The organism is Peteryoungia desertarenae, assembly GCF_005860795.2.
GTDB lineage: Bacteria > Pseudomonadota > Alphaproteobacteria > Rhizobiales > Rhizobiaceae > Allorhizobium > Allorhizobium desertarenae.
Window position 1 is genome coordinate 978573 of record NZ_CP058350.1, and the last position, 26071, is coordinate 1004643.

Sequence of the window (26071 nt, forward strand, 5' to 3'; positions counted from 1 at the left end):
CCTTACAGATATTGAATTCCAGATATATGTGTGGTGCCGGGCGGGCATTTTCAATGAGTGATATCTCACGATGTCTCGAGGTCGGCAAGGGATTGGCACAAGACGGCGTCCGAAAGCGGAATCACGCTTCCATTCTCTGTGTAGACAAGCATGCAATGAATGGCGCTATCTGGATAAAGAGGTTTCAGGATCTCCCTGTAGATGGCCAGTTGAGCACGATGCGCAAGCGGCACCTCCGTTTCAGTGGCAGGCACCTGCCGGTTCGTCTTGTAATCCAACACCAGGATCCGCCTGTCGAGTACGGCGAGGCGGTCGATCCGTCCCGATACCGCGCGTAACTCTCCGCGAAGGCTCATCGTTCCCATGATGGAGACCTCCGCCTTGCTTTTTGCACCAAAGACATCGGCAAGATCGGGATGGTCGAGAACTGACAGTACCGACTCCACCAGACCCTGCCTCTCACCGGCTGACCAGGCACCAGCTGCACGCTCCGCATAGCGTTCGGCAGCCTTGGCCCTGTCCGCTGGAGGAACGCCTGGCAGGCTTTGCAACATCCGATGGATCAGTCGTCCCCGTTGCAGCGCGATTTCGCCGGATGTCGATCTATCGAACAGGGCCGAAGCGGTAACCACTTCGTCCTCATCCTCAATGATCAGACTGCCAGCGCCCGATGGGCTCAAGGGACGGGGCAGGGCCCTGGTAGGTGGCAGAGCCTCCAGTAGCGAAGCCGGCAAGGTCTGGCACTTTGAAGCACTCTCCGCCCGATCCTCCGCCGGCAAAACCTTCACGGGATCTTCGATCCGCCAGCTCAGGCCGGTCCATGACCCGTCCGGCCCTGAAAACTCTGCCGGTTTGCAGCGGCTTTCATCCTTGGACAGCGCTGTAGACACCATGCGGTGCCAGATCTCACCCGTATCCTGAACGCCGCGATAGCCACAAATGACCAACCTGTCAGCGGCTCGCGTCATCGCGACATAAAGCAGCCGGCGATACTCTTCCTCGGTTGCGATCTGTCTGGCTGCCGTATCCTCTTCAATCACCGAGTTGGAGAGTGCTTTCGATGGTAGCCAGACGGGCAGCGCCAGGCGATCAGGCCTATCATCCAGGAGGCGCAGCTTCGAAAGATGGCTGTGATTGAAGGCTTTCGAGCCTCCATCCACGAGGAAGACCACCGGCGCCTCAAGACCCTTGGACGCATGCACCGTCATGATGCGCACCTCGTCCCGCTCCTTGTCCTGCTCACGCTTCACTTCTGGCGCTTCAAGTTCGAGCGTCGAAACAAAGGCCTGGAGACCTGGCAGACTGGCAGTTTCGAAGGACAGGGCAAAGGTCAGGAACTCATCGAGAATATCGCTGACTTCGCCTCCAAGCCGCGCAAGATAGGCCTTGCGCCCGCCATGAACGCCAAGCACCCGGGCATAGAAGTCATGTGCCGAGTAACGCGCAGCCATGCTCAGAAAAAGCTCAAGCGTCTGGACGGTCTTGGTCCAGTTCGAGCCCGACTTGTCCTTCATGTTTTGCAGTCGTACCCAGAGCGATTCGTCCCGCTTTCTATAGGCGGCGAGTTCAAAAAGCTGATCTTCAGAGTGATTGAACAGGGGGCTTTTCAGGAGAGCCGCAAGTGAGAGATCATCCGCTGGCAACAGGACGAAACGCCCGAGTGCGAGCAGGTCCTGCACGGCAATATGGGATGTCAGCTTCAGGCGGTCGGCCCCGGCGACCGGGATATTGCCGTTGCGCTTCAAGGCCCGCGTCAGAGCGTTGACGAAACTGTCGCGCTTGCGGACCAGAACCAGAATGTCACCCGGCCGGATCGGGCGCTCCTTGCCGTCTTCGATAACGGTCTCGCGACCGATCATTTCGCCGATTCGGTAAGCCATCCGTCGCGCGAGGATGGCAGAAGGTGCGCTTTCCGGAGTCGAATCGAAGGGCGCTGTCCAGTCCTCGTCGCGCACCTGTTTCTCGGCGATGATCAGATCCCAGACGTCGACCGTACCGGGATGGCCTGTCCGGTTCGACATGTGCTCGATTTGATCGCCCGAAGGGCTAAGCCCCCTGGCATTATCGGGAACGCTGAAAACCTGGTCCACCGCAGAGAGCACTGTGGCCGTAGATCTGAAGGACAATGGCAGCCGGATGCTGCTGAACAACTGTCCGCCCTGGGCAACCGCCTTGGCGGTTTCCCCAGCCTCCAGCGAAAAGCGCTCGGGTCTTGCCCCCTGAAAGGAGTAGATCGACTGCTTCTCATCCCCGACCGCAAAGAAGGTCCGCAAACTGTCCCTTGCGCCTTCGCCGACAAAGAAATCCTCGCGCAGCGAACGGATCACCGACCATTGGACCGGACTGGTATCTTGCGCCTCATCCACAAGGATGTGGTCAATGCCCTGATCCAGCTTGTAATGCACCCAGGCACCGACATCGGCGCGCATGAGAAGATCAGCGGTCCGGGCAATCAGATCCTCGAAATCGAGCTGCGACCGGCGCTTCTTCAGGGCTTCGTAGTCTTCATCCAATCGCGTGGCGAGGACGAGAGCGGTACGTGTGGCCTTATACATCCGGAAGATCCGCAGCCGGTCCCGAATGATGACAAAGTGGTCACGGGCCGCAATTACAGCGTCCTTGAGTGCCGGCGCAACCTTGGTCATGGCCGCTGCAATCAGGGTGCTGTCTGCTTTCGGAGCCTCGGACGCCGTCAGGAAAGCCGTTTCCAGATGTCGGAATCGCAGGAGCGGGTTCTCTTCGGCATTTGCCAGTGCAAGGGCATCGGCTATGGCGCGAACCTTTTCGCCTGCCTTCTCCGCCGCTAGCTCGATATACTGTGTCAGTTCAGAGCCTGCGAGACCTGCCATAGGCCAGCCGGAAGCCGCGATGCTCTCTTCGGTCTCTTCCTCACTAAGCGACAGGCGTTTGCGCAGCACCTGTTCCATCCCGCCTTGACGTTCGGCAGCCGCTCGAAACCGGCGTATCGCCAGCCGATTGGCCACGATATCGGACAAAAGCACTTCGAGCCCCGTGTCGTCCGCAATCGACAGCACCTCGGCAAAGGCTTCCGCGAGTTCTTCATTGTCCTCGGACGATGTTGCCGTCAGCAGCGAGCGGCGTGCTTCTGCCAGCACGGCTGTCGCGGCCCGATCATCGAGAACAGAGAAATGGCCGGCGACATTGGCCTCCAGCGGAAACTGGTGCAGCAGCGCTTCGCAAAACGCGTGGATTGTCTGGATCTTTAATCCGCCTGGCGTTTCCAGGGCGCGCGCAAACAGTCTTCGTGCTTTCGCCAGCGTCTCTCGATCGGGCTCTATGCGCTCAATCTGATAGATGCGCTTTGCCAGCTCCTCGTCCGTCAGCGTCACCCAGGCTGCCAGCCGGTCAAAGACGCGGTTCGACATTTCTGATGCGGCAGCCTTCGTATAGGTCAGGCACAGAATCGAGGAGGGGCGCGCACCCGCCAGAAGTAGCCGGATGACTCGTTGTGTGAGCACATGGGTCTTGCCGGAACCCGCATTGGCCGACACCCAGGCCGAGCGTTCGGGATGCGATGCCGTTGATTGCTGCAAGGTCGTCCAGTCAAGCCATTGAGACGAATTGGAGCCGGGGGAGGGTGACGTGACCTCAGTCGTCATGGCCGACCTCCTCGATATCTGCGGTCGACCATTCGGCAACACGCGCCAGATGGTCGTATTCGCCACCATAGTCCTGCTGCTGGAAAGGCATCAGCCTCGACACATACCCTCTTTGACCGCTGTGGAGCGACTGGACGAATTTTGCCAGTTCCTCGATGGCCTGTGTTGCGAGATCGAGTGCCGATTTCTTGTTGTCACCGCGTCCGGTCAGCTCATTGTTGACCGTATCGGGCGAGAAGCGATCCAGCGGCCTGAGACGCACATAGATCAGATTGAGTGGTGTCATCGGATCGAGTTCGCGAAAACCACCCTGCTGGAGTACGGCTGCTTCGAGGGCCAGTTGAGGGTCAAGCAAAACGCGCGCCTGCTGGACGCTCGGCGCAAGCCCTGTCTTGTAGTCGATGATATCGGCATAGCCACCGGCGCGTATGTCGATCCGGTCGGCAACACCTGTGAGCGTCAGTCCGATCAGCGCAATCTCCGCCCGGGCCGGTACCTCGGTGTGGGACTTCAGGATTTCTGGCCTGCGTTGTCTTTCCCATCGGATGAAGGCGTCGGCAACGCCGTAGAACCTTTGCCGCCAGATGATCTCAACATGGAGAGGCAATTCCTCCCGCAGGAATTCCTCGTCTGCAATCACACACATCCGGTGTACGGCATCCGCCAGCAGCGGATCATGGCCCTCGCGAACGAAGCGTTCGACGATCCTGTGATAGAGCGTACCACGTTCCGCTGCCCCCGGATCCTGGTTGAACATGTCGACCGGATCGAGCCTGAGGATCCGCCTCGCATAGGTCGCATACGGATCGCGCCGGAAGCGGCTGACTTCGCTGAAGGAGAAGGAGCGAGGTTGCAGTTCGACCGGCGGCTTTGGGGCAGGCCGTTGCGCTGCCGGTTGGCTATCACCCTCATCCAGCAATTCGGCATAGTCGCGGTAAACCTCGCCGCGTGCCCGCATCTGCTTCTCGACCTCCGGTCCGATCAGGGCCGTCAGCCTCTGGAGCCAGCGGGATGCAACGGTCGGCGCCGATCCCTGTCGAAGGGACCGTGAATAGATCAGCCTGCGCGTGCCACAGGCCATCTCGAAGTCATGGGCAACCTGGCCGATCCGCCGTTCTGGCGGCTCAAGACCGATTTCGGTCTTCATCATCCGTGACAGGAACGGATTATTGGTCGTCTGGCTCGGCCACGAGCCTTCATTCATCCCGGCCAGGACCAAGCTATCCATATGCTGGAGGCGAGCCTCAAGTGTACCGAAAATGAAGACGCGCGGGTGCCGCATGGCCTTCGGCTTGACGGCCTGACCGGCCATGAGAGCCGCAAGGATGTCGATCCATTCTGGCCCGTCCGCCTCGATCTGGCCGTCGGTGGCTATAACCTCGCCGAGAAGTTCCGCCAGCTTTTCGCCGCCCGGCTGACCCCAAAGCTCCGAAAGATCCCCGGTACTGTCTCCCGCAATCGCTTCCAGCGCCTTTCCGGTCCGCGTCGCCCAGTCCTTGAGCGTCAGCCGGTTGGACAGGATCCGGCCATCGCTGTGTCGCACCAGAACGCCAACCAGTGGTTCGAGCGCCCGGCTCACCGCACGAGCAAGAAGCCTGGCATCGGCCAAAACCTCTTCCCCGAATGACTGGCGCCACTGTGGCGGGTGACGATCACTGGCATGGGCAATCAGTGCCCGGTCAAGCATCGCCTCAAGATTGCCGAGGTCGATACCTTCCGTGCTGCCGCGAAGAGCGAAGGTTTCAAGCGCTACCGCCGCTGCCTTGGCGCGAGCAGGCGCAAGTCCGAAAAGAGCCAGCGGATGTTTTATCAGTGAAACGGCTGCGACCGGATCACCGGGCCTCAGACAGGCCTCGACAAGGGTCTGGCAAAGGATCGCCTGCTGTGTGCTTGTCAGCGGCGTACCGGCCGAGTCATCCGCATCGATCCCGAAGCGTGCCAGCTCCGCCATGATCCTTCGGGCAAGCGCGCGGTCCGGTGTAATTACCCCTACAAGGCTCTCACCCTCCTCTCCCTTGTCCTCAAGCGCCAGCCGTAGGGCAATCGCAATAGCAACCGCTTCTTGTCGCTCATTTGCGGTCTCGATCAGCGCCACATCGGCAAAGGCACGTTCGATACGTGCGGTGCCGAAGCTCTCCCGCCACTCCCGCCAGCTATCGGTCGCTTCGGCAGGAGCCATGGCACGAGAAATGATTTCCGATCGGTCCCCAAGGTCAGGGGCCACCATTTGCAGCGTTTGCACATCCTCTCGGGTGATCTTGAGATCCCTCAAAAGATGGGCAAGCCCATATTGCGGATGTCCTCTGACTGCCGGGTCCGGCTGCAGTGGCCGCGTTGTTCGATCATCGAGCTTCTGCCAATCGGCTTCCGGCATCGACAGATCAAGGCCCGGCAGAACAACGACGCCCTCCTTGCATTCTGCAATTGCGCAAATCAAATCTGCCGCAGCAGGAATCGATCCGGTCGAGCCGGCAACGATGACCGGGCCACGCACGCCATGGGTCCGGATCCGCTCGGCCTCAGCCCGCAGGACCGCATCACGATGTCGGGCAGGCGATGAGCGTGCCAGTTCTTCCAGCCGGGCTGGCCAGAAGGCTGTTGCAATTTTTAAAAATTCGGTCGTCAGCTTCCACCACGAGGCAAAATCCTGCGCGGGAAGATCTTCAAGCTTTTTCCAGTCTGCACCTTCTGTCTCGGCGGCTTCGATTAGTTCCGTCAGTGCCTTTGCCAGCCAGACGGCGTCCGCCGGACTGGCGGGTGCCACGAGCGGCGTATCGAAATGGATGGAGCGAACGATGTCAGGAAGCGTATTGCGCCACGCCAGTATCAGTCGTGCCAGTTCCAGGAGCATGACCGTTCCGCTCACCGGCGGAGCAAGATCCATGAGGGAAGGGGATGCTTCCTCCATGAAGCCGCTATCCTCATCGGTTTCACCCAGAGGGTGGATCTGCGGCAGGATCGCCGATTGTCCCCCCAGAAGGTCGACGAACTCCGAACGCAGGACACGGGCTGCACGACGCGTCGGTACGAGAATGGTTACATGGGCAAGCGAAAGCGGATCTGACGGATCATAGCGAAACCCGGGCGCAAGCCGGCCTTCCAGCAGTGATGTAGCCAGAACCTTGAGAAACCGCAGGCCGGGTGGAATTGTCAGGACTCTTGGGGTGCCGGCGATCCCCATTACTTTTCGACCATTGCGAAATCGGCGAGGACCTCTTCTGCTTCGCCAATCGCCTCGGGCGTACCAACCGTTATCCAATGCCCCGTCAGTCTTTGTCCGTAAAGCCGCCCTGCAGCGATGGCCTTGTCGAAATAGATGTTGAGATTGAAGGCATCTGCCGGCGCGTCGTCCAGCAGTTGATGGGGTAGAATAAGGGCTCCGGCATAAACCACAGGGTCTGACATCCCATCACGAAAGCGCTGAAGGTTTCCTCTGCTGCCGATTGAGAAATCCATCTTGCCATTATGCCCTGTCATGCGCTGCGGATCGACGCAGAGCATGGCAATATCCATCCGCTCCGGATCGAAGAAGTCTGCAAGGCGTGAGAGATTGCTGGCCTGGCCCGGCGGCTCTCCCACCCAGAAAAGATCGGCATTCATGACGTAAAGGGGCTCACGCCTCAGAAAGCGAAGGCCTTGTTTCAGGCCACCACCGGAATTTAAAAGCCCGTCCCGCTCATCGGAGATCGTAATCTGCATCCGGTCGAAGCGGGAAAGATGGGCCTCCATCTGGTCGGCATGATGATGCACGTTCACGACCGCATGGGTGACACCCGCATCCGCCAAAGCGTCCAGCGCATAGTCAATCATCGCCCTGCCGCCGATCTTCACCAGCGGTTTCGGCGTGGTATCGGTAATCGGGCGCAGGCGTGTGCCAAGGCCTGCGGCAAGTATCATGGCTTGGCGAATGGTCATGCGGCTCAGGGTGCTGATTCGACTGTCTCGATTCCAGCCTTTGTGCACCACGCATGCAAGGGGGCAAGAACGGGATGTTCGAAGGCGACGGCAAGATGCCACAGCGTTCGCGGCATATGACGCATATAGCCATCCTTGCCATCCCGCTGTTTCAGACGCACCCATAGCCCGTTCAGCTTGCAGGCACGTTGAGCCGACATGATCGCCCAGGCCTCCATGAACTGATCACGCCTGAAATCGGCTTTCGTCCGAGCCAACATATAGTCTGCTATCAATTGCTCCATAAGAGGTCGGCCAATTGTGACACGCGCATCCTGGACGAGGGACACCACGTCATAGGCAGATGGCCCTATCATCGCGTCCTGGAAATCAATCAGCCCGACCCGCTCATGGCCGGTCTTGTCCTCCCGCCAGATGATGTTGGGAGAGTGAAAATCGCGCATGACAAGCGTCGTCTCGGCGCTCGTCAGCCTATCGAAGAGACTTCCCCAGATTTGCCGGTAGGCAGCCCGTTCTTCCTGCGTGGCCTCTTTACCATTGCGGTTCCACGGCAGGTGCCAGTCGAGAAGGAGGTCTACCTCGGTTTGCATGGCCGTGCGGTCGAAATCCGGGATCGAGTGACTTCTGCCCTCTCCAAGTGCGACCTCTCGCTCGAAAGGGGTGTCATGGAGAGCCGCAAGGCACATTGCACTCGCCCGATAGCGCTCCGCAATCGGATGACCATCGGCATCCAGTACCGATCCGGTGCCGAGATCCTCAAGCAACAAAAGACCTTCTTCACCCGCAGATCTGACAATGCCCGGCGCCGAAAAACCGTGCGAGCGCAGGGCATTTGCAACCGCAATGAAGGGATAGACATCTTCCGCCAGATGCACTGTCTGTGCATAGGTCTTGCCATTCGGCAGAATGGCGCCTTGCTGCTTCCTTGGTGCATCCATCAGCACAAGCCTGTCGGACCCGTCAGCCGGATAGACATGTTCATAGGCACGGCTTGAGGCGTCACCCGTCAGGTGTCGACGCTCGGCTTTCAAGTAGCCATTCGCATTGAGGAACGCACGGATCGCAAGCGAACGCTTCACTCTGTCGAGCACGGCTGGTGGGGCGGAAAGCTCGACAGTCCGTCCGCCTTCCTTCTCGAAGCTGAAGACCAGTGAGAGCCGATCCCGGGGCAGGGCGTCGACGGCGCGCTGAGGCCATTCGACCAGGCAGATCCCGCTGTTAAGGGCCTCGGGAAATCCCAGTTCATCGAGCTCGCTTGAATCCGAAAGCCGATAGAGATCGAAATGGGCAACTGGAATGCGAAGGTCGTAGTTCTGCACCAGCGTGAAGGTTGGACTTGGAACCTCAAGCTCAGGATCGTCCGCGAGGTTTCGCAACAACGCCCGGCACAATGTCGACTTGCCCGCCCCAAGGTCTCCATCCAGCGCGACACAGTCGCCGGGCTTCAGCGCAAGGGCCAGATCAGCACCCAGTTGCTGCGTTTCCGCCTCTGACGCCAGATATACATGCAGAGGCAGTACGGTCTCGCTCATTCGGCAGCAACGACCTGTGGAACGATGGTTGACGGGATGCGGCAACGAACGGTCGTGCCTTCGCCGGGCGCACTGTCAATCGAAACGCTCCCGCCATGAAGGTTGACGAAACTCTGGACGATGGAGAGGCCGAGGCCCGGACCACTGCGCTTTCCACCCTTGCCGTTGGTCGAGAACCGGTCAAACACGGTCGCCAGCATTTCCGGAGACATACCGCAGCCGGTATCTGTGACCGAGAAGGCAAAATCGTCCTGATCACGCCAGCAGCGCATGGAGACAACCGAGCCTTCGGGCGCAAAGTTGACAGCGTTGGTCAAAAGCTTGATCAGGATCTGCTTCAGCCGCTGCCGATCCGCAATCATGTGGCCGAGATTGGCTGTCGCCGAAATCTCAAGCGTCACCTTGCCCTCCTGCAGCCGGTCGGTCATCTGCATCGACACGTCATCAAGCAGATCGTTCAGATCGATATCGGAATAATCGAGCTGCATGATGCCTGCATCGACGGTTGCAAGGTCGAGGATATCATTGACGATGGTCAGAAGAACCGAAGATGAGGTCGAGATATGATCGACATATTCCGCCTGCCGCTCGTTCAACGGGCCGATTGCCGGGGTCTTCAAGAGGTCAGTGAAGCCAATGATATTGGTCAGGGGCGAACGCAATTCGTAAGAGACGTGTTGAACGAAATCGTTCTTCAACTCGTCCGCCTTGCGTAGTGCCTCGTTCTTTTCCTTCAAGGCGCGCTCCGCCCGGACGCTGTCTGTCATGTTAACGAAAGTCAGCATCGTCTGGGCATTTGGAAGCGGCGTCACCGCATAGTCGAGGACAAGCCCGGAATAGAGTTCCAGCGTGCCCTGACGCGAGGGGCGCTCGTCGTCAAAGCTCGTGATCATGTGGCTGAAGGCTTTCCAGCCATCCGGGCGGTCATAGGAGGGTGAGCACGCCTTCTCGATGGCGCGGATATGGGTGCCTAAAGCGGTCTGCTCTTCGGTCACGGCCCAAAGCGCACGGAAGGCAGGGTTCGACAACTGGATGCGCCCGTCGGGGCCAAAAACCGCAACGCCTTCCGAAAGGTGGTCGATTGTTTCGCCCTGAACCCGCAGCAGCGTGTTGTATCGGGTCTCCAGCGCGACCTGTTCTGTCAAGTTTTCAAAGACCCAGGTGGCGCCTCCTTGCGGATGGGCTGAAACGATCACGCGCAGGGTCTGACCGTTGGGCAGATGCCAGAGGTCGGTCTGCGTTTCGACCGAGCGATAGACGGAAAGCGTCTTTTCCTTCCACGTCTTCCAGCTCAGTTCTTCCGGCAGCTTGTGTGCCGCGCGCAGCCTGTCCAGAAGCTCTCCATTGCCAGGTTTGCTTTCGAGGAACGGTGTTTCCAGTCCCCAAAGCTGAACGAAGGCCTGATTGTAGAACTGCAGCCGCTGCTCGCCGTCAAAGATCGCAACAGGCGTTGCAAGGTGATCCAATGTGTCGGCATGGCTTTTCAGCGTTCGGGCCAGTTGCTCGCGCAGCACTTCTTCCTTGGAAACATCAATCGCCATGCCGGCAGAGCCTGCAGGTCCACGTACGTCGACGACATCAAAGAAGGCTCGCGAGCCGCGAACGGCGGTCGAAACCGTGTCGTGAAACGGCGATTCAGGCGTTGTGCTGGCCTTGATCTTTTCCCGCGTCAGGCTGCTCAAAACCTCGCGGCCCTCGACAATAGCCTGTTCCGGGCTTTGGGCTTCTACCGCTTCGCTATAGGCATGGTTGACCCAGACAAGCTTGCCCTCGGCATCGCGCTGCCAGACGGGTTGCTCGATGGCATCAAGCAGAGCTTCAAAGGCCGATATGGAATTTCTCAGCCGGTTGCGTTCGATCTTCAGTTCCGCAAGCTCGGCCCGCAGATTGTTGAGCGCGACAAAGCGGGCAAAGGCCCGACCGCCGGTTAGACGCCCCTGAACTTCGAGGACTTCGCCCCTTTGAGTTTCGATGATCAGGTCAAAGGTCTTGGCATCTGAACGCAAGGCCTCGATTGCTCTTTCAAGCTCGCCGGCGGCCTCGGGCTTCAACCACCGTCCGAAAGCGAGGAAATCAGCGTTGTGCGCGGGAGCGCCAGTCTCAGCCGGCAGCTGACCGAGGAATTCCGGCCTTGCGGTATGACCGTCCCAGACAACGATCCGTCTGTTCTTGTCAGCGATCAGTGCCTGATAACGGGAAATTCGTTGTTGGGCATCCGAAAGAGCTGTCCGCATCTCGCGTCCCTCGCTTTCCAGCCTGCCGCGCTGACGAATGAGCCAGATGGCTGAAGCTAGTGCTGCCGATAGCGCGCCAATCACCAGGACATAGCCCGCCACATCGACGCTGCTGAACAGCCGTTCCCCGTCCTCGATCAGATCTTGCGCATGGGCGAAGCTTGAGGTGAACAGGCCGGTAAAGGCCGTACCCGCCGCGAGGAGGTTGCGCATGCACGTGAACGCCCGCGCAGGTCCGGACCAGCATGCCTGTCTGCCTTGCTTAGAACCCGTCTCTTTTGATTTCAGCCGCCAGAGGCCCAAGTCCACGGTCGTCATGACCGCATCCCGCGTCAGCGGGCGCAAGTGTTGTACCGACATGCTCGGTCTGTCTCCGTCTTAGGTGCCGCATCATCGACAAGACATCCGTTATCCGCAGAACTGTTGCTCCACGAATCAAGTTTTAAAACAATACCGCTGATGGATTGGGTCGGGAAGAGGTGCGCCAAAAAAGAAAGCGCGACCTTTGTCAAGGTCGCGCCCACAATATCTAGTATTTATCCAGCTATATTTTAATAGCGGTAGTGTTCTGGCTTGAACGGACCCTGCTGTTCCACACCGATATAGGCCGCCTGTTCTTCCGAGAGCTCTGTCAGCTTCACACCGAGCTTTGCCAGATGGAGGCGCGCGACCTTCTCATCAAGGTGTTTCGGCAGGACATAGACCTCATTCTTGTACTCGCCAGGCTTCGTAAACAGTTCGATCTGCCCCAGAACCTGGTTGGTGAACGAAGCCGACATCACGAAGGAAGGGTGACCCGTTGCGTTGCCGAGGTTCAACAGACGACCTTCCGAGAGAAGGATCATTCGATTACCCTTCGGGAACTCGATCATGTCGACCTGCGGCTTCACATTGGTCCACTTCAGGTTCCGCAGTGCAGCAACCTGGATCTCGTTGTCGAAGTGGCCGATGTTGCCGACGATCGCCATGTCCTTCATCGCGCGCATGTGCTCGATGCGGATGACGTCCTTGTTGCCGGTCGTGGTGATGAAAATGTCTGCGGTGTCGACCACGTCTTCCAGCGTCACGACCTCAAAGCCATCCATGGCAGCCTGAAGCGCGCAGATCGGGTCGACTTCCGTGACCTTCACGCGGGCACCGGCACCGCGAAGCGACGCGGCAGAGCCTTTGCCAACGTCACCATAACCGCAGACAACGGCAACCTTGCCGGCCATCATCACATCGGTACCACGACGGATGCCGTCAACCAGCGATTCCTTGCAGCCATACTTGTTGTCGAACTTCGACTTGGTGACCGAGTCGTTGACGTTGATAGCCGGGAAGGGGAGGAGGCCCTTCTTGCTCAGTTCATAGAGGCGGTGAACGCCCGTGGTGGTTTCTTCGGTGACACCCTTGATGGCATCGCGCTGCTTGGTGAACCAGCCCGGGGACTGGGCGAGCCGCTTCTTGATCTGTGCAAAGAGGATCTCTTCTTCCTCGGAGCCGGGGTTCTTCAGGATATCCTCGCCAGCTTCCGCGCGAGCACCCAGCAGGATATACATTGTGGCATCGCCACCGTCGTCGAGGATCATGTTGGAGAAGCCGCCGTCGGCCCACTGGAAGATCTTGTCGGTGTATTCCCAATAATCCTTCAGCGTCTCGCCCTTGACGGCAAACACCGGGATACCGGCGGCAGCGATCGCGGCAGCCGCATGGTCTTGGGTCGAAAAGATGTTGCAGGATGCCCAACGGACTTCTGCGCCCAGCGCAACAAGCGTTTCGATCAGAACCGCAGTCTGGATCGTCATGTGGAGCGAACCGGTAATGCGCGCACCCTTCAGCGGCTTGGATGCGCCGAATTCTTCGCGGCAGGCCATGAGACCTGGCATTTCGGTTTCAGCAATGTCGATTTCCTTGCGGCCAAAAGCGGCAAGGCCAATATCCGCGATGACGTAATCCTGTGTGCTCATGAAGCTCTCCGGCTAGATGCTGTGCCGCGACCACAACGGTTCTGAACGGCACGCCAATAGGACCCGGAACCATAACCGGGTGGTGGCTCACCAATAGCAGGGAACATAGAGCTTTGCAACCAGACATAAAGAAGTCTTTATGTCTTTATGTCATCACCTATCAGGCATCTTCGCCGAACCTGTCGGCAACGAGTGCGGCAAGTGCTTCCAGCACAGCAGTCGCATCTCTGCCGCTGGCGCTGACTGATATGCAGCAGCCGGGACTTGCAGCAAGCATCATCAGGCCCATGATCGAAGTGCCACCGACCGTCATACCGTCCTTGGAAACGCTCACCTGTGCATCAAAGCCGCTCACCGTCTGAACGAACTTGGCCGACGCACGGGCATGCAGTCCGCGCTTGTTGATGATGGCGAGCTCACGCGTTGTGCTGCTGTTTGTCATGCGCGCCGTACCTGCGTCCGTCACTTTCCGCTCAAGACGCGGCTGGCGACATTGATGTATTTTCGACCAGCCTCGGAGGCTTCGACAAGGGCCCGTTCCATGTCATTGTCGCCGCGTACACCGGCAAGCTTGATAAGCATGGGCAGGTTGACGCCAGCAATAACTTCGACACGCCCGTTGTTCATCACCGAAATGGAGAGATTCGAGGGCGTTCCGCCGAACATATCAGTCAAAATGATGACACCATGCCCATCATCCGCCTTGGTAACGGCATCAAGTATGTCTTGACGCCGCTGGTCCATATCGTCTTCGGGGCCGATTGAAACCGTCTCGATGAATTTCTGAGGGCCAACAACATGTTCCACCGCATGATGAAACTCTTCAGCCAGCTTGCCATGAGTGACAAGCACAAGTCCGATCATTCTTTACTGCCCCTTAGCGCAAATATCGGCCAATTAACGCAACAATCCTGCTTCGTCCATCGGCAGATGCATCTTGGCGATGAAAAAGCGAAGTGCAAGCCAAAAGCGACCATCCTTTCGCCTGAAGACTTCAAATCCGGTTCAACAAGGCATCGATTCGGGCCAAAGGATAGCTCCAGCCCCTTGGAATTCGAAAAAGTGGGAGTTGAAGATCGCCGGCCAGAACGACTTTTTCATCCCGTGCTGGCAACCGCTCCGCAAAGTCGGGATCGACCGGCATGATGGCAAGCTGCAGTATCGCCTCGGCCTGGCTTGGCACCCTGACGATGCCGCTGAATCGAAGTTCGATCAACCCAACCGTTGTTTGAGGCGCGCGCGCCAGGATCTCGTCTTTGCTGTTTCGCCCGACAAAAACCTGATCATCGGCGACAAGGGCTGCGGCCCGACCACACATCCGTGCTTCCGTGATGCAGGAAAACGCCATGTCGGATTTGCCCGCGCCGGACGGACCGATGAACAGCAGGCCGCGATCGTCAATCGTTATGGCTGTGCCATGAATATTGACGAACCCGCCATTCATGCCGTCTGCTCGACAGGCAATGTCAGAATGAACCGAGCGCCGGAGACCGCCCCCGTCGTGGCATCGACGACATTTTCTGCTCTGAGGCTTCCGCCATGCGCTTCGGCGATCTGTCGGCTGATGGAAAGGCCAAGACCTGAATTCTGCCCGAAGCTCTCTCCTTCAGGTCTGTCGGTATAGAAGCGCTCGAAGATACGGTCGATGTTTTCGGCCTGTATGCCGGGTCCGTTGTCCTCGACTTGGATCTGACAGCGGCCCCGCGAACGGGACAGCCGAACGGTAATGCTGCCGCCAGAATCGGGAACGAAGGAGCGAGCGTTCTCGATGAGATTTGTCACGATCTGGCCGAGACGCAGGTCATGCCCATTGACCACAAAGCGGGTCTTCGGGTTCGCACGATCAACAACATACTTGATGGCCACGACTTTCTTGCCGCTTCGGATCTCACGCGACACATCCACAAGGCTTGTTACCAGTGTCTCGAGGTCCACGGGCTTGGCGTCACTCCGAGCCAGTTCCGCATCCAGTCGCGATGCGTCCGAAATGTCGCTGATCAACCGGTCAAGGCGGCGAACGTCGTGCTGAATGATATCCATCAGCCTCTGCCGTGATTGATCGCTCTTCGCCAAAGGCAGGGTCTCGACCGCCGATCGTAACGAGGTGAGAGGATTCTTCAGTTCATGGCTCACATCCGCCGCGAAGCTCTCAATCGCATCGATCCTGTCGTAGAGTGCCGTGGTCATTTCCCTGAGTGCAATCGAAAGATTGCCGATCTCATCCTGACGGACGGAGAAGTCGGGGATTTCCTCGCGCTCCTTTGCGCCGCGTCGCACGCGAATTGCTGCCGCCGAGAGCCGGCGAAGCGGATTGGCAATGGTTGAAGACAAAAGAAGGGAAACGACGATGTTGACCAGAGTGGCCACACCGAAAACTCGCAGGATCGCCAGTCGCTCTGCGTGAACGATCTTGTCGATATCTCCGGCCTGAGTTGACAGGAGCAACACCCCGAGAACGGCACGGAAGCGCTGCACTGGAACGGCAACCGAAACAATCAACTCGCCACGGTCGGTCACCCGCACCACAGCGCCGCGTACCCCGGTCAGTGCATTCATGACCTCGGGATATATTGATCCATCTCCGCCCGGCAATTCACGATAAACGGGCAAGCCGCTCGGCTGAAGCACGGTGTTGAAAACGCGGGTTAGGGTGTCGCTAAGATCGGTCGTATCACTGTCGACCGGCGGTAGATCGAAGCGGAGAACCTGGCCGCGGGAATAGAGATGTCGGGAGTCCAGCAGGAGGTTGGCATCGGCATCGAAAAGCCGCGCGCGGGTGCGCGTGGGAGAGATCAACCGCCGCAGCACCGGCGCGACCCGTTCCGGGTTGATTGGAAAGCCGAGATCTTCGTCATTGGGCACGGGCGTAATGCTCTGCCCGGCCTGCAGCTCAAGGAGCTTTTGCGGATCAATGGTGATCGAGTTGGTATCGACTGAGGCCGAGGCCGAAATGGCACCAGCAATGATTTCGCCCTGCGTCAGCAGGCTTTCGACCCGTGCATCGATCAGTCCTTCGCGGAACTGGTTGAGATACATGATGCCGCCGACAAGAACGATCAGCGCCGCGAGATTAAAGAAGACAATCCGTCGCGTCAGGCTCGAAAACAGCGCATGCCCGAAGATTCGGCGGATCAGGGTGAAGGGATGCGCAAACAGACGACGCGACTCCGGGGAGCCGTCGAGCTCCTCCAAACTCTCCTCGTCAACATGTCTGGCCAAACGTCAACCTCTCGCCCGCGATGCCTCTTGCACGGCCCACTGCTCACCCAAGATCAATGTGGATCACGGCGTCAGTGTCACGCCGCTTCGCGGAAGCGGTATCCCACACCGTAGAGCGTTTCAATCATGTCGAAGTCGGTATCGACCATTTTGAACTTCTTGCGAAGCCTCTTGATGTGACTGTCGATGGTCCGGTCGTCTACGTAGACCTGTTCATCATAGGCTGCATCCATCAATGCATCGCGACTTTTCACAACGCCCGGTCTCTGTGCCAATGACTGGAGAATGAGGAATTCGGTGACAGTCAGCGTCACGGCATCGCCCTTCCACGTGCAGGTGTGGCGCTCCTGGTCCATGACCAGCTGCCCCCGCTCCAGGGTGCGTGCTTGCTGCTCGGCAGTCGGCTTTGCGCCGATCGGGGCCAGATTCTCCCGGTTTGCTGCCCGTCTCAGGATTGCCTTGACGCGCTCCACCAGCAGTCGCTGCGAGAATGGCTTCGTGATGAAATCATCGGCACCCATCTTCAGACCAAAAAGCTCATCGATCTCCTCGTCCTTGGATGTCAGGAAGATCACTGGCAGATCCGATTTCTGGCGAAGCCGACGCAAGAGTTCCATACCGTCCATGCGGGGCATCTTGATGTCGAAGATCGCGAGCTGGGGCGGACGTGCCAGCAACCCATCCAAGGCTGAGGCGCCATCGGTATAGGTCTCGACCTTGTAACCTTCGGCTTCAAGCGCAATCGAGACAGAAGTCAGGATGTTGCGGTCGTCGTCTACGAGCGCGATCGTCTGCATGCTATTCGTCTCCGTCGTGTGGAAGCGCTGCCCCATGGCTCACGCCCTTTGCGGGTTCGTTATCTGCCCGAGCTTAATGAGGATAAAGGTGGAACAAATTGTGGCAAGGAAAAAGAGAACGATAGTCTGAACCTCTTTCTCAAGCTTCATTGCATCTCTTTTTCAGCTGCAGCATCGGAAAAACAGGATGGAATAGAAGCAGAACTAAACGATTTAAAATGATGTTTTCTCTTTTAAATCGATTAAATAATTGATATTATTGAACTTTTTTGATGAGCCTACTTGCTTTCTTTAAAACGCAAGACTAGCTTCCGGCGCATTCGAGATTGTGGCCCATGTTGAGAGGAAGGCGCACCATGGAGGAATTGGGTGTAAGGAACCCCGGTAAGGGGATTGCGGAGATCGGTTTGGGTCATGCCGCCAGTGTCCGCTATAATTTCCTGGAAAGCGCTCTCTATGAAGAGTCCATCCGTCGGGGTGAGGCAGAAATCACCGCTGACGGCGCCCTTCGTGCTCTCACCGGTCAGCACACCGGTCGGTCCGCCAAAGACAAGTTTGTTGTCCGTGACGGAAAGACGGACGGCGAGATCTGGTGGGATAACAACAAGCCGATGACCCCGGAGCACTTTGCCGTGCTTCACCAGGACATGCTTGCCCATGCGGCCGGCAAGGACCTCTTTGTGCAAGACCTTATTGGCGGTGCAGATGCAGAAAACGCGCTTCCAACCCGCGTGATCACCGAGTTCGCATGGCACTCCTTGTTCATCCGTAATCTTCTGATCCGACCGGAGCGCGCCGCACTCGCAAGCTTCGTTCCGAAACTGACGATCATCGATCTGCCGAGTTTCCGCGCTGATCCAGAGCGCCATGGCTGCCGCACGGAAACGGTGATTGCCTGCGATCTGACCAACGGAATTGTTCTCATCGGCGGTACCTCCTATGCCGGTGAAATGAAGAAGTCAGTCTTCACCGTATTGAACTACCTTCTGCCGGACCGTGGTGTCATGCCGATGCACTGCTCGGCCAATGTCGGGCCCGATGGTGACGCAGCTGTCTTTTTCGGCCTTTCCGGCACCGGCAAGACGACCCTTTCTGCCGATCCAACGCGCACTCTTGTAGGCGACGATGAGCATGGCTGGGGCGAAAATGGCATCTTCAATTTCGAAGGTGGCTGCTACGCCAAGACGATCCGCTTGTCTGCCGAGGCTGAGCCGGAAATCTATGCAACGACCAAGCGTTTCGGCACGGTTCTGGAAAATGTGGTCCTTGATGAAAACCGCGTACCCGATTTCAACGACGGTTCACTGACTGAAAACACTCGTTGCGCTTATCCGCTGCACTTCATCCCGAATGCGTCCGAGACCGGCACCGCGCCGCATCCGAAGACGATCATCATGCTGACGGCAGATGCCTTCGGCGTCTTGCCCCCGATTGCGAAGCTCACGCCGGAACAGGCCATGTACCACTTCCTGTCTGGTTACACCGCGAAGGTGGCTGGTACAGAAAAGGGTGTCACGGAACCGGAAGCCACGTTCTCAACCTGCTTTGGCGCACCATTCATGCCGCGTCATCCGACTGAGTACGGCAATCTCCTGCGTGATCTGATCGCCCGTCACGAAGTCGACTGCTGGCTGGTCAATACCGGCTGGACGGGCGGTGCCTATGGTGTTGGCAATCGCATGCCGATCAAGGCGACCCGCGCTCTGCTGACGGCAGCGTTGAAGGGTGAGTTGAAAAAGGCAGATATGCGGATTGACGCTAATTTCGGCTTCGCTGTTCCGGTCGCTGTCGAAGGTGTCGAGACCAGCATTCTCGACCCCCGTTCGACCTGGTCCGATGGCGCCGCCTATGACGCTCAGGCCAAGAAACTGGTCGGCATGTTCATCAACAACTTCGCCAAATTCGAAGCCCATGTCGATGGCAAGGTGCGCGACGCGGCACCTGGTTTGCGCATCGCAGCTGAGTAAGGGTTGGTCTCGACGTCTGAGCCCGATTTGTGAGAAGGACCCGGCAGATTTTTCTGCCGGGTCTTTTCGTTCCGCGCTTGCCTTGCGGACTGCCTGCGCCGATATGGGGTCCAGAAGGAAGAAGAGACGGACATGGCCAGCGACCCGCTCATCATCAATAGCCGTATCACCATTGCCGGATGGGAACTGACGGAACAATTCGTGCTGGCTGGCGGACCGGGTGGGCAAAACGTCAACAAGGTTTCGACGGCGGTCCAGCTCTTCTTCAATTTGATGGGCTCGCCGGCTCTTAACGAGCGGATCAAGCAGAATGCGGCGAAGCTGGCGGGCAAACGCATGTCCAAGGAGGGCGTCCTGATGATCGAGGCCAATCGGTTTCGAAGTCAGGAGCGCAATCGTGAAGACGCCCGCGAAAGGCTGAAGGAGCTGATCCTCAAGGCAGCGGAGCCACCACCACCCCCGCGAAAGAAGACCAAGCCCACCAAGGGATCGATCGAGCGACGATTGAAGGAAAAATCAGGCCGCGCCGAAGTCAAGAAGATGCGTGGTCGACCGATCGGCGATTAATTCAGTATAGTTTAAATTAGAATTTATCTTGTGTTTTGTCGGTCGCTGTCGTCTGTTGTTGGCCTGATCTCAACAAGGGGGTAAACATGGGATTTTTTGACTTCATAAAGAGTGCCGGCAAGAAGATCGGTTTGGGCGGGGATGACGAGGCTCCCGATGCGGAGGCTGTGAAAAAGGAGCTCGCGTCGCACGATATTGGCACTGACAAGGTTGAGGTCGAGGTTGTCGACGACAAGGTAGTCCTCAAGGGCGTCGTCCAGGATCAGTCGATCTTTGAAAAGACGGTCATAGCTGTTGGCAATACCCTTGGCATTTCCAGGGTCGAAGCGACGGAACTCAAGATCGCCGAATCACCGAGCGCAACGCCGGAGCCAGCAAAAGAGCCCGTATTCTACACTGTAAAGAAGGGCGACAATCTATGGAAGATCGCCGAAGCTCAGTACGGCAAGGGCAAGGGAGCCAAGCACACGCAGATCTTCGACGCGAACAAGCCAATGCTGACCCATCCAGACAAGATCTATCCGGGCCAGGTCTTGCGTATCCCCCCGCTTGAGGCCTAGCCTTGGTCGAAAATACAGGCTGAATTGCACCATGACGAAAACCAGGCTGCCCCTTGATGAGGGGCTCCTTCATTTTCCGGCCTATTTCGACAGATCCGAACAGGAGGCCTTGTTGAGCGACATAAGGTCCGTCGTGTCCGTTGCGCCGCTCTTCGTCCCCGTTATGCCGCGCACCGGCAAACAAATGTCCGTACGCATGACAAATTGCGGAAATCTTGGTTGGCTGACTGACAAGGAAAGAGGTTACCGCTACCAGTCGACCCATCCGGAAACGGGCAGGGCCTGGCCACCCATTCCAGCGCCGCTTCTGGACCTCTGGCGCGATGTGTCCTCTTATGGACAAGACCCTGAAGCCTGCCTCATCAACTACTACGATGACAAAGCCAGTATGGGTCTGCATCAGGATCGTGACGAGATCAATTTGGGCGCGCCGGTCGTCTCGGTCTCACTTGGCAACACCTGTCTGTTCCGCATCGGTGGCATCAACCGAAATGATCGGACGCGATCCATCAAGTTGGAAAGCGGTGATGTCTTTGTTCTCGCCGGGGCAAGCCGTCTGCGATTTCACGGAGTGGATCGCATCTATCCCGCAACCTCGACACTCCTTAAGAACGGCGGACGCATCAATCTGACGCTGCGCCGGGTCAATCCATGAGCATAGCTGGCGATAGATCGCCTACAGTTTTCTCAAAGCGACCTTCTCGACCAGATGATGATTGCCCTTGCGCAGGATCAGGTCGGCGCGCGGGCGTGTCGGCAGGATGTTTTCCTGCAGGTTTTTCAGGTTGATATTGGCCCAGAGCCCTTCGGCGATGTCCAGCGCTTCGGCTTCGCTGATTGTGGCATAGCGATGGAAATAGGAATTCGGGTCCCGGAATGCGGTCTGCCGTAGCCGCATGAAGCGGTCGACATACCAGCGATGGATCGCGTTCTCGTCCGCATCGATGTAGATCGAGAAGTCGAAGAAGTCGGAGACCATCGGCACGATCTTGCCATCCGCTGGCAGATGCCGTGATTGCAGGACATTGATCCCTTCGAAGATCAGGATGTCGGGGCGATCGATGACCCTGTGCTCGTCCGGCAGGACGTCATAGGTCAGGTGCGAATAACAGGGCGCCTTGACATTGGGAAGGCCGGCCTTGATCGCCGACAGGAAGCGCAGGAGCGCACCGATATCGTAGCTTTCCGGAAAACCCTTCCGGTTCAGCATGTTGTTTTTGATCAGATGCGCGTTGGGATAGAGAAAGCCATCGGTCGTCACCAGATCGACCTTCGGGCTCGATGGCCAGCGCGCCAGCAATTCCTTCAAGATACGCGCCGTGGTCGATTTGCCGACGGCCACCGATCCGGCAATCCCGATTACGAAGGGCGTCTTGAAGACATCGGACATGCTCAGAAAGCGATTGCGCTGTTCGAATAGAAGTTGCGACGACTCGACATGGGAGGAAAGCAGTCGCGAGAGCGACAGATAGATCCTGCGCACCTCATCCAGATCGACCGGATCATCGATTGACCGAAGCCGCTTCACTTCATCAGCGGTCAGGGTCAGGGGCGTATCGGCACGAAACTGTGCCCATTCTTCGGACTCGAAGAAGAGATACGGGGAATAGCCGTTGGCCTGGAAATGGTCGAGAACTTCTGGCGTTTCGGATTCCCGCATAGCTATCGTCATGGGTCCCGCCGACTGGCCTTTTCACTCAGGCCCGATTGAGCGGTCCGCCGCTCCAGTTCCTGCATCACTTCTTGTAACGGGATGCCAGCGATTTTCAATACGACCATCAGATGATAGAGGAGGTCCGCGCTCTCATAGACGAGGTTTTGCCGGTCGTTTGTCACCGCTGCCATCACGGCTTCCACCGCCTCTTCGCCCAGTTTCTTGGCCGCCTTCTTCTGTCCTGCAGCAACAAGTTTTGCGGTCCAGGATTGATCCGTCCCAGCCGTCGCTCGCTCGGATACGATCCGCTCCAGATCGGTCAGCGAAAACTGCGTCATCCCGCTCGTCCTTTCTCAATCCAGCCGCATCGCGAGCCCGGCTTGTGCCATATAGGCTTTCGCCTCGCCAATCGAATGGGTGCCGAAATGGAAAATGGATGCAGCCAGAACCGCTGTCGCATGACCATCCCGTATTCCGGCCACGAGGTCATCAAGGGTGCCCACGCCTCCCGATGCAATGACGGGAACGCGCACGCTGTCGGCAATTGTCCGTGTCAGAGAGATGTCATAACCGCTCTTGGTGCCATCCCGATCCATCGAGGTCACCAGAAGCTCACCGGCACCCTTTTCAACCATGCGGATGGCGAACTCCACAGCGTCAATCCCGGTAGGCTGCCGTCCGCCATGGGTGAAGATCTCCCAGCGGTCCGTCTCGCCCGCCGCTGACACCTTCTTGGCGTCAATCGACACGACAATGCACTGGTTTCCAAACTTGTCAGCCGCCTCGGCGACAAAATCCGGGTTCTTGACCGCTGCCGAGTTGATCGAAACCTTGTCGGCTCCACACAAAAGCAGCTTTCGAATATCGGCGACGGCACGTACGCCACCGCCCACCGTCAGCGGCATGAAGCAATGATCGGCCGTCTGGGCCACGACTTCGAAAATCGTCTCGCGATTGTCGGACGAAGCCGTGATGTCGAGAAAGCAGAGTTCGTCGGCACCGGCGGCATCATAGGCCTTGGCAGCTTCGACCGGGTCGCCGGCATCGATCAGATCAACGAAATTGACGCCCTTGACGACACGGCCGTCCTTGACGTCGAGGCAGGGGATCACGCGGGCCTTGAGTGTCATCGAACTATCCTTCAGCCTCTCGCGGCCTTGATCAGCGCCAGCGCTTCCGCCGGATCGATCCGGCCATCATAAAGAGCACGTCCGGAGATGGCACCTTCAAGCTTGGCCGCATCCGGTTCCAGCATGCGTTTCACATCATCGATGGAAGCCAGTCCGCCCGATGCAATAACAGGGATCGAAACGGCATCGGCAAGCTCCAGCGTCGAAGCCCAGTTGATCCCGGTCAGAATACCGTCCCGATCAATGTCAGTGTAGATGATGGCCGCCACGCCCGCGCCTTCGAAACGTCGGGCGAGTTCGATCACGCCGAGCTCCGAGGCCTCCGCCCAGCCCTCGACGGCAACCTTTCCGCCCTTGGCATCGATGCCGACGGCAATCTTGCCCGGAAAGCGTTGGCAGGCCTCCTTCACGAGGGCCGGATCACGCACGGCAACGGTGCCGAGGATCACGCGCGAAAGACCACGCGAAAGCCAGTTTTCGATATGCTCGAGTGTCCTGATGCCGCCGCCAAGCTGCACCGGGTTCGTTGTGGCAGAGAGGATTGCATCCACCGCCGCACCATTGACGCTCTCGCCGGCAAAGGCCCCGTTCAGGTCAACGACATGCAGCCATTCAAACCCCTGGTCCTCAAAGGCCTTCGCCTGCGCTGCCGGATCGGGATTGTAGACGGTTGCCTGGTTCATGTCGCCAAGCTTGAGGCGCACGCACTGACCGTCTTTGAGATCGATTGCAGGAAAAAGGATCATCTATTGCTTCCGAATGAAGATCTTAAGGTCGCCAGGTGAGGAAGTTGGCAATCAGCTTGAGACCAAGCGACTGGCTCTTTTCCGGGTGGAACTGCGCGCCAACCATGTTGTCTCGTCCGACAAAGGCCGTCATCGCGCCACCATAATCGGTCGTTGCAATCACATCCGCCGGGTTCTGCGCTGCCAGGTGATAGGAATGGACAAAATAGGCATGCAGTCCGTCCGGCCCGGTCTTGATTCCCTCAAACAGCGGATGCTGGCGGTTAAGGGTGAGCGTGTTCCAGCCGATTTGCGGGATCTTGAGGCTCGGGTCGGATGGTGTCATTTCCACCACATCGCCCTTGATCCAGCCAAAGCCGTCGGTCACGGTCTTCTCAAGCCCCCGCGATGACATCAGCTGCATGCCGACGCAAATCCCGAAGAATGGCCGCCCTTTGGTCTCAACGACTTCGGCAATGGCGTCATGCATGCCCGAAACCGCATCCAGTCCGCGCTTGCAGTCCGCATAGGCGCCAACGCCCGGCAGCACGATCCGGTCTGCAGAGGCAACCCGTTCAGCTTGGTCTGTCAGTTCTATCTCGGTGTCGAGACCTGCTTCGCGGGCGGCCCTTTCAAAAGCTTTGGTGGCCGAGCGTAGATTGCCCGACCCATAGTCGATGATGGCGACACGCATGTCTTCAATTCCTTTCCGCTCGACGGCTTGGAAGTGAACATTCCAGCCGGAGCAAAGTGGTGTCGGGTCTCAAGCGCAGACCAAGGAAGTCCTGGCGAATCAGACGAGTGTTCCCTTGGTGGAGGGAACGCGGCTTGCCTGCCGTGGATCAATCTCGGTCGCGGTCCGCAGTGCTCTGGCAACAGCCTTGAAACAGGTCTCGGCAATATGGTGATTGTTCGCGCCGTAATGGTTCAGCACATGCAGCGTGATCCCGGAATTCTGGGCAAAGGCCTGGAAGAATTCGCGAACGAGCTCCGTATCGAATGTCCCGATCTTCGGCGCGCTGAATTGCACGTTCCAGACCAGGAAAGGGCGACCAGACACGTCGATTGCCGCCTTGGTCATGGTCTCATCCATGGCAAGGTCAATCGAGGCATAACGGGTTATACCCTTGCGTTCGCCAAGTGCACGCGAAATGGCCTGGCCAAGCGCGATGCCGGTGTCCTCAACCGTGTGATGATCGTCGATGTGGAGATCGCCTTTCACATCGATATGCATGTCGATCAGTGAGTGCCGGCAGAGCTGGTCCAGCATGTGGTCGAAGAAGCCGATCCCCGTCGAGATCTTACCCGTGCCGGTTCCGTCGATCGCAACGGAAACCGAAACGGAAGTCTCGTTTGTTTTGCGGGATACTTCGCCTTTGCGCTCTGCCATCGGGCTGCTCCATCAGAATAATTGCCGTCCCTTACCAGCAGGCGTCGCAAATATCCAGAAGTTACATGTGGGTACCCGCCCATGCGGCCAGTGGTTTGAGAATGGCTCCGGCCCGATGCAAGCAGGGAAGCGATCCCGGCTGGTTTGCAATCATCGAAAGGGAACTTACATAGACCTTCATGAAGGGCAAAGGCCCGCTGATGAAGCCCCCGATGGGGGCAAGATGGGTGAAAGATGACAACGATTGTAACAGTGCGGAAAGACGGCAAGGTGGTCATGGCCGGAGACGGACAGGTCAGCCTCGGTCAGACCGTAATGAAGGGCAATGCCCGCAAGGTTCGCCGCATCGGCAAGGGCGGTGAGGTCATTGCCGGTTTTGCGGGTGCGACTGCCGACGCCTTCACCCTCCTCGACCGTCTGGAAAAGAAGCTGGAACAATATCCGGGACAGCTGATGCGCGCCGCCGTCGAACTCGCGAAGGACTGGCGCACGGATAAGTATCTGCGCAATCTTGAGGCCATGATGCTGGTCGCCGACACGTCGATCACCCTGGCCATTACCGGCAATGGCGATGTGCTGGAACCGGAGCATGGGGCCATGGCAATCGGCTCGGGTGGCAATTATGCCTTGGCAGCCGCCCTGGCACTGATGGACACTGACAAGTCGGCCGAAGAGATTGCCCGCCGCTCCATGGAAATCGCCGCGCGCATCTGCGTCTATACGAACGATAGCGCGATTATCGAGCAGCTGGATGCCCAATAGGGGTTATGGCGCAAACCTGACCCCATCAATACATCAAACCTGATCCGCCA

The 26071-nt window shown here is 58.1% G+C and carries 22 protein-coding genes; 5 read left to right on the forward strand and 17 right to left on the reverse strand.

Annotated features, from left to right (window positions below):
• Nucleotides 1-65: 65 nt before the first annotated feature.
• From addA to FE840_RS04620, 11 genes are all read right to left on the reverse strand, one after another.
• Complete coding sequence (addA, locus tag FE840_RS04570; protein ID WP_138286833.1) at nucleotides 66-3620, reverse strand: double-strand break repair helicase AddA; 3555 nt, start codon at nucleotides 3618-3620, stop codon at nucleotides 66-68.
• Nucleotides 3610-6801 (reverse strand): double-strand break repair protein AddB, encoded by a 3192-nt coding sequence (gene addB, locus FE840_RS04575; protein ID WP_138286832.1) that lies wholly within the window; start codon nucleotides 6799-6801, stop codon nucleotides 3610-3612. The genes addA and addB overlap by 11 nt, the downstream gene beginning before the upstream one ends.
• Nucleotides 6801-7535 carry a nucleotidyltransferase family protein gene (locus FE840_RS04580; protein WP_138286830.1) on the reverse strand — a complete coding sequence of 245 codons (735 nt, stop codon included), beginning with the start codon at nucleotides 7533-7535 and terminating at the stop codon, nucleotides 6801-6803. The genes addB and FE840_RS04580 overlap by 1 nt, the downstream gene beginning before the upstream one ends.
• A gap of 5 nt (nucleotides 7536-7540) precedes the next feature.
• Nucleotides 7541-9067, reverse strand: a complete 1527-nt coding sequence (tsaE, locus tag FE840_RS04585; RefSeq protein ID WP_138286828.1) for a tRNA (adenosine(37)-N6)-threonylcarbamoyltransferase complex ATPase subunit type 1 TsaE — start codon at nucleotides 9065-9067, stop codon at nucleotides 7541-7543.
• Entirely contained in the window at nucleotides 9064-11589 is a 2526-nt protein-coding gene (locus tag FE840_RS04590) for a PAS domain-containing sensor histidine kinase (RefSeq protein WP_425502198.1), read from the reverse strand. The genes tsaE and FE840_RS04590 overlap by 4 nt, the downstream gene beginning before the upstream one ends.
• Before the next feature lie 263 nt (nucleotides 11590-11852).
• On the reverse strand, nucleotides 11853-13250 hold the full coding sequence (gene ahcY, locus FE840_RS04595; RefSeq protein ID WP_138286823.1) for an adenosylhomocysteinase: 1398 nt from the start codon (nucleotides 13248-13250) through the stop codon (nucleotides 11853-11855).
• 160 nt (nucleotides 13251-13410) lie between these two features.
• Complete coding sequence (locus FE840_RS04600; RefSeq protein WP_138286822.1) at nucleotides 13411-13692, reverse strand: HPr family phosphocarrier protein; 282 nt, start codon at nucleotides 13690-13692, stop codon at nucleotides 13411-13413.
• A 20-nt stretch (nucleotides 13693-13712) separates the two neighbouring features.
• A complete protein-coding gene (locus FE840_RS04605) occupies nucleotides 13713-14114 on the reverse strand; it encodes a PTS sugar transporter subunit IIA (protein ID WP_138286820.1) in 402 nt (133 codons plus the stop codon).
• A gap of 130 nt (nucleotides 14115-14244) precedes the next feature.
• Nucleotides 14245-14694 carry an HPr kinase/phosphorylase gene (locus tag FE840_RS04610; RefSeq protein ID WP_138286819.1) on the reverse strand — a complete coding sequence of 150 codons (450 nt, stop codon included), beginning with the start codon at nucleotides 14692-14694 and terminating at the stop codon, nucleotides 14245-14247.
• A complete protein-coding gene (locus tag FE840_RS04615; RefSeq protein WP_138286817.1) occupies nucleotides 14691-16469 on the reverse strand; it encodes a sensor histidine kinase in 1779 nt (592 codons plus the stop codon). The genes FE840_RS04610 and FE840_RS04615 overlap by 4 nt, the downstream gene beginning before the upstream one ends.
• 77 nt (nucleotides 16470-16546) lie before the next feature.
• Nucleotides 16547-17266 carry a response regulator transcription factor gene (locus tag FE840_RS04620; protein ID WP_138286815.1) on the reverse strand — a complete coding sequence of 240 codons (720 nt, stop codon included), beginning with the start codon at nucleotides 17264-17266 and terminating at the stop codon, nucleotides 16547-16549.
• A 356-nt stretch (nucleotides 17267-17622) separates the two neighbouring features.
• Here FE840_RS04620 and FE840_RS04625 point away from each other — a divergent pair, with 356 nt between their 5' ends.
• The 4 genes from FE840_RS04625 to FE840_RS04640 all read left to right on the forward strand — a co-directional run bounded on the left by FE840_RS04625 (nucleotide 17623) and on the right by FE840_RS04640 (nucleotide 21015).
• Complete coding sequence (locus FE840_RS04625) at nucleotides 17623-19233, forward strand: phosphoenolpyruvate carboxykinase (protein WP_138286812.1); 1611 nt, start codon at nucleotides 17623-17625, stop codon at nucleotides 19231-19233.
• Nucleotides 19234-19365: 132 nt separating this feature from the next.
• Nucleotides 19366-19800 (forward strand): alternative ribosome rescue aminoacyl-tRNA hydrolase ArfB, encoded by a 435-nt coding sequence (arfB, locus tag FE840_RS04630; protein WP_138286810.1) that lies wholly within the window; start codon nucleotides 19366-19368, stop codon nucleotides 19798-19800.
• Nucleotides 19801-19886: 86 nt separating this feature from the next.
• On the forward strand, nucleotides 19887-20360 hold the full coding sequence (gene lysM, locus FE840_RS04635) for a peptidoglycan-binding protein LysM (protein ID WP_138286808.1): 474 nt from the start codon (nucleotides 19887-19889) through the stop codon (nucleotides 20358-20360).
• 31 nt (nucleotides 20361-20391) lie between these two features.
• Entirely contained in the window at nucleotides 20392-21015 is a 624-nt protein-coding gene (locus FE840_RS04640) for an alpha-ketoglutarate-dependent dioxygenase AlkB family protein (RefSeq protein WP_425502167.1), read from the forward strand.
• Nucleotides 21016-21036: 21 nt separating this feature from the next.
• Here FE840_RS04640 and coaA read toward each other — a convergent pair whose 3' ends face one another.
• The 6 genes from coaA to hisB all read right to left on the reverse strand — a co-directional run bounded on the left by coaA (nucleotide 21037) and on the right by hisB (nucleotide 25259).
• The gene (gene coaA / locus FE840_RS04645) at nucleotides 21037-22032 is read right to left on the reverse strand and encodes a type I pantothenate kinase (RefSeq protein WP_138286806.1); all 996 of its coding nucleotides are present in this window, start codon (nucleotides 22030-22032) and stop codon (nucleotides 21037-21039) included.
• On the reverse strand, nucleotides 22029-22352 hold the full coding sequence (locus tag FE840_RS04650) for a phosphoribosyl-ATP diphosphatase (protein ID WP_138286804.1): 324 nt from the start codon (nucleotides 22350-22352) through the stop codon (nucleotides 22029-22031). Before FE840_RS04650 ends, coaA begins: the two co-directional genes overlap by 4 nt.
• Nucleotides 22353-22367: 15 nt before the next feature.
• Nucleotides 22368-23144 (reverse strand): imidazole glycerol phosphate synthase subunit HisF, encoded by a 777-nt coding sequence (gene hisF, locus FE840_RS04655; protein ID WP_138286802.1) that lies wholly within the window; start codon nucleotides 23142-23144, stop codon nucleotides 22368-22370.
• 11 nt (nucleotides 23145-23155) lie between these two features.
• Entirely contained in the window at nucleotides 23156-23890 is a 735-nt protein-coding gene (gene hisA / locus FE840_RS04660; RefSeq protein WP_138286799.1) for a 1-(5-phosphoribosyl)-5-[(5-phosphoribosylamino)methylideneamino]imidazole-4-carboxamide isomerase, read from the reverse strand.
• A gap of 22 nt (nucleotides 23891-23912) precedes the next feature.
• Nucleotides 23913-24563: an imidazole glycerol phosphate synthase subunit HisH gene (gene hisH, locus FE840_RS04665; RefSeq protein WP_138286796.1), complete on the reverse strand. Its 651-nt coding sequence runs from the start codon at nucleotides 24561-24563 to the stop codon at nucleotides 23913-23915.
• Nucleotides 24564-24662: 99 nt separating this feature from the next.
• Nucleotides 24663-25259: an imidazoleglycerol-phosphate dehydratase HisB gene (gene hisB / locus FE840_RS04670; RefSeq protein WP_138286792.1), complete on the reverse strand. Its 597-nt coding sequence runs from the start codon at nucleotides 25257-25259 to the stop codon at nucleotides 24663-24665.
• 234 nt (nucleotides 25260-25493) lie between these two features.
• Between hisB and hslV the strand changes: the two genes are divergently transcribed.
• Entirely contained in the window at nucleotides 25494-26021 is a 528-nt protein-coding gene (gene hslV, locus FE840_RS04675; RefSeq protein ID WP_138286790.1) for an ATP-dependent protease subunit HslV, read from the forward strand.
• Nucleotides 26022-26071: the final 50 nt, after the last annotated feature.

Excerpts from the sequence above, each read along its gene's own strand:
- addA (WP_138286833.1), bottom strand. The coding sequence starts at position 3,620 with ATGACGACTGAGGTCACGTCACCCTCCCCCGGCTCCAATTCGTCTCAA.
- addB (WP_138286832.1), bottom strand. The coding sequence starts at position 6,801 with ATGGGGATCGCCGGCACCCCAAGAGTCCTGACAATTCCACCCGGCCTG.
- FE840_RS04580 (WP_138286830.1), bottom strand. The coding sequence starts at position 7,535 with ATGACCATTCGCCAAGCCATGATACTTGCCGCAGGCCTTGGCACACGC.
- tsaE (WP_138286828.1), bottom strand. The coding sequence starts at position 9,067 with ATGAGCGAGACCGTACTGCCTCTGCATGTATATCTGGCGTCAGAGGCG.
- ahcY (WP_138286823.1), bottom strand. The coding sequence starts at position 13,250 with ATGAGCACACAGGATTACGTCATCGCGGATATTGGCCTTGCCGCTTTT.
- FE840_RS04600 (WP_138286822.1), bottom strand. The coding sequence starts at position 13,692 with ATGACAAACAGCAGCACAACGCGTGAGCTCGCCATCATCAACAAGCGC.
- FE840_RS04605 (WP_138286820.1), bottom strand. The coding sequence starts at position 14,114 with ATGATCGGACTTGTGCTTGTCACTCATGGCAAGCTGGCTGAAGAGTTT.
- FE840_RS04610 (WP_138286819.1), bottom strand. The coding sequence starts at position 14,694 with ATGAATGGCGGGTTCGTCAATATTCATGGCACAGCCATAACGATTGAC.
- FE840_RS04620 (WP_138286815.1), bottom strand. The coding sequence starts at position 17,266 with ATGCAGACGATCGCGCTCGTAGACGACGACCGCAACATCCTGACTTCT.
- FE840_RS04625 (WP_138286812.1), top strand. The coding sequence starts at position 17,623 with ATGGAGGAATTGGGTGTAAGGAACCCCGGTAAGGGGATTGCGGAGATC.
- arfB (WP_138286810.1), top strand. The coding sequence starts at position 19,366 with ATGGCCAGCGACCCGCTCATCATCAATAGCCGTATCACCATTGCCGGA.
- lysM (WP_138286808.1), top strand. The coding sequence starts at position 19,887 with ATGGGATTTTTTGACTTCATAAAGAGTGCCGGCAAGAAGATCGGTTTG.
- FE840_RS04640 (WP_425502167.1), top strand. The coding sequence starts at position 20,392 with ATGACGAAAACCAGGCTGCCCCTTGATGAGGGGCTCCTTCATTTTCCG.
- coaA (WP_138286806.1), bottom strand. The coding sequence starts at position 22,032 with ATGACGATAGCTATGCGGGAATCCGAAACGCCAGAAGTTCTCGACCAT.
- FE840_RS04650 (WP_138286804.1), bottom strand. The coding sequence starts at position 22,352 with ATGACGCAGTTTTCGCTGACCGATCTGGAGCGGATCGTATCCGAGCGA.
- hisF (WP_138286802.1), bottom strand. The coding sequence starts at position 23,144 with ATGACACTCAAGGCCCGCGTGATCCCCTGCCTCGACGTCAAGGACGGC.
- hisA (WP_138286799.1), bottom strand. The coding sequence starts at position 23,890 with ATGATCCTTTTTCCTGCAATCGATCTCAAAGACGGTCAGTGCGTGCGC.
- hisH (WP_138286796.1), bottom strand. The coding sequence starts at position 24,563 with ATGCGTGTCGCCATCATCGACTATGGGTCGGGCAATCTACGCTCGGCC.
- hisB (WP_138286792.1), bottom strand. The coding sequence starts at position 25,259 with ATGGCAGAGCGCAAAGGCGAAGTATCCCGCAAAACAAACGAGACTTCC.
- hslV (WP_138286790.1), top strand. The coding sequence starts at position 25,494 with ATGACAACGATTGTAACAGTGCGGAAAGACGGCAAGGTGGTCATGGCC.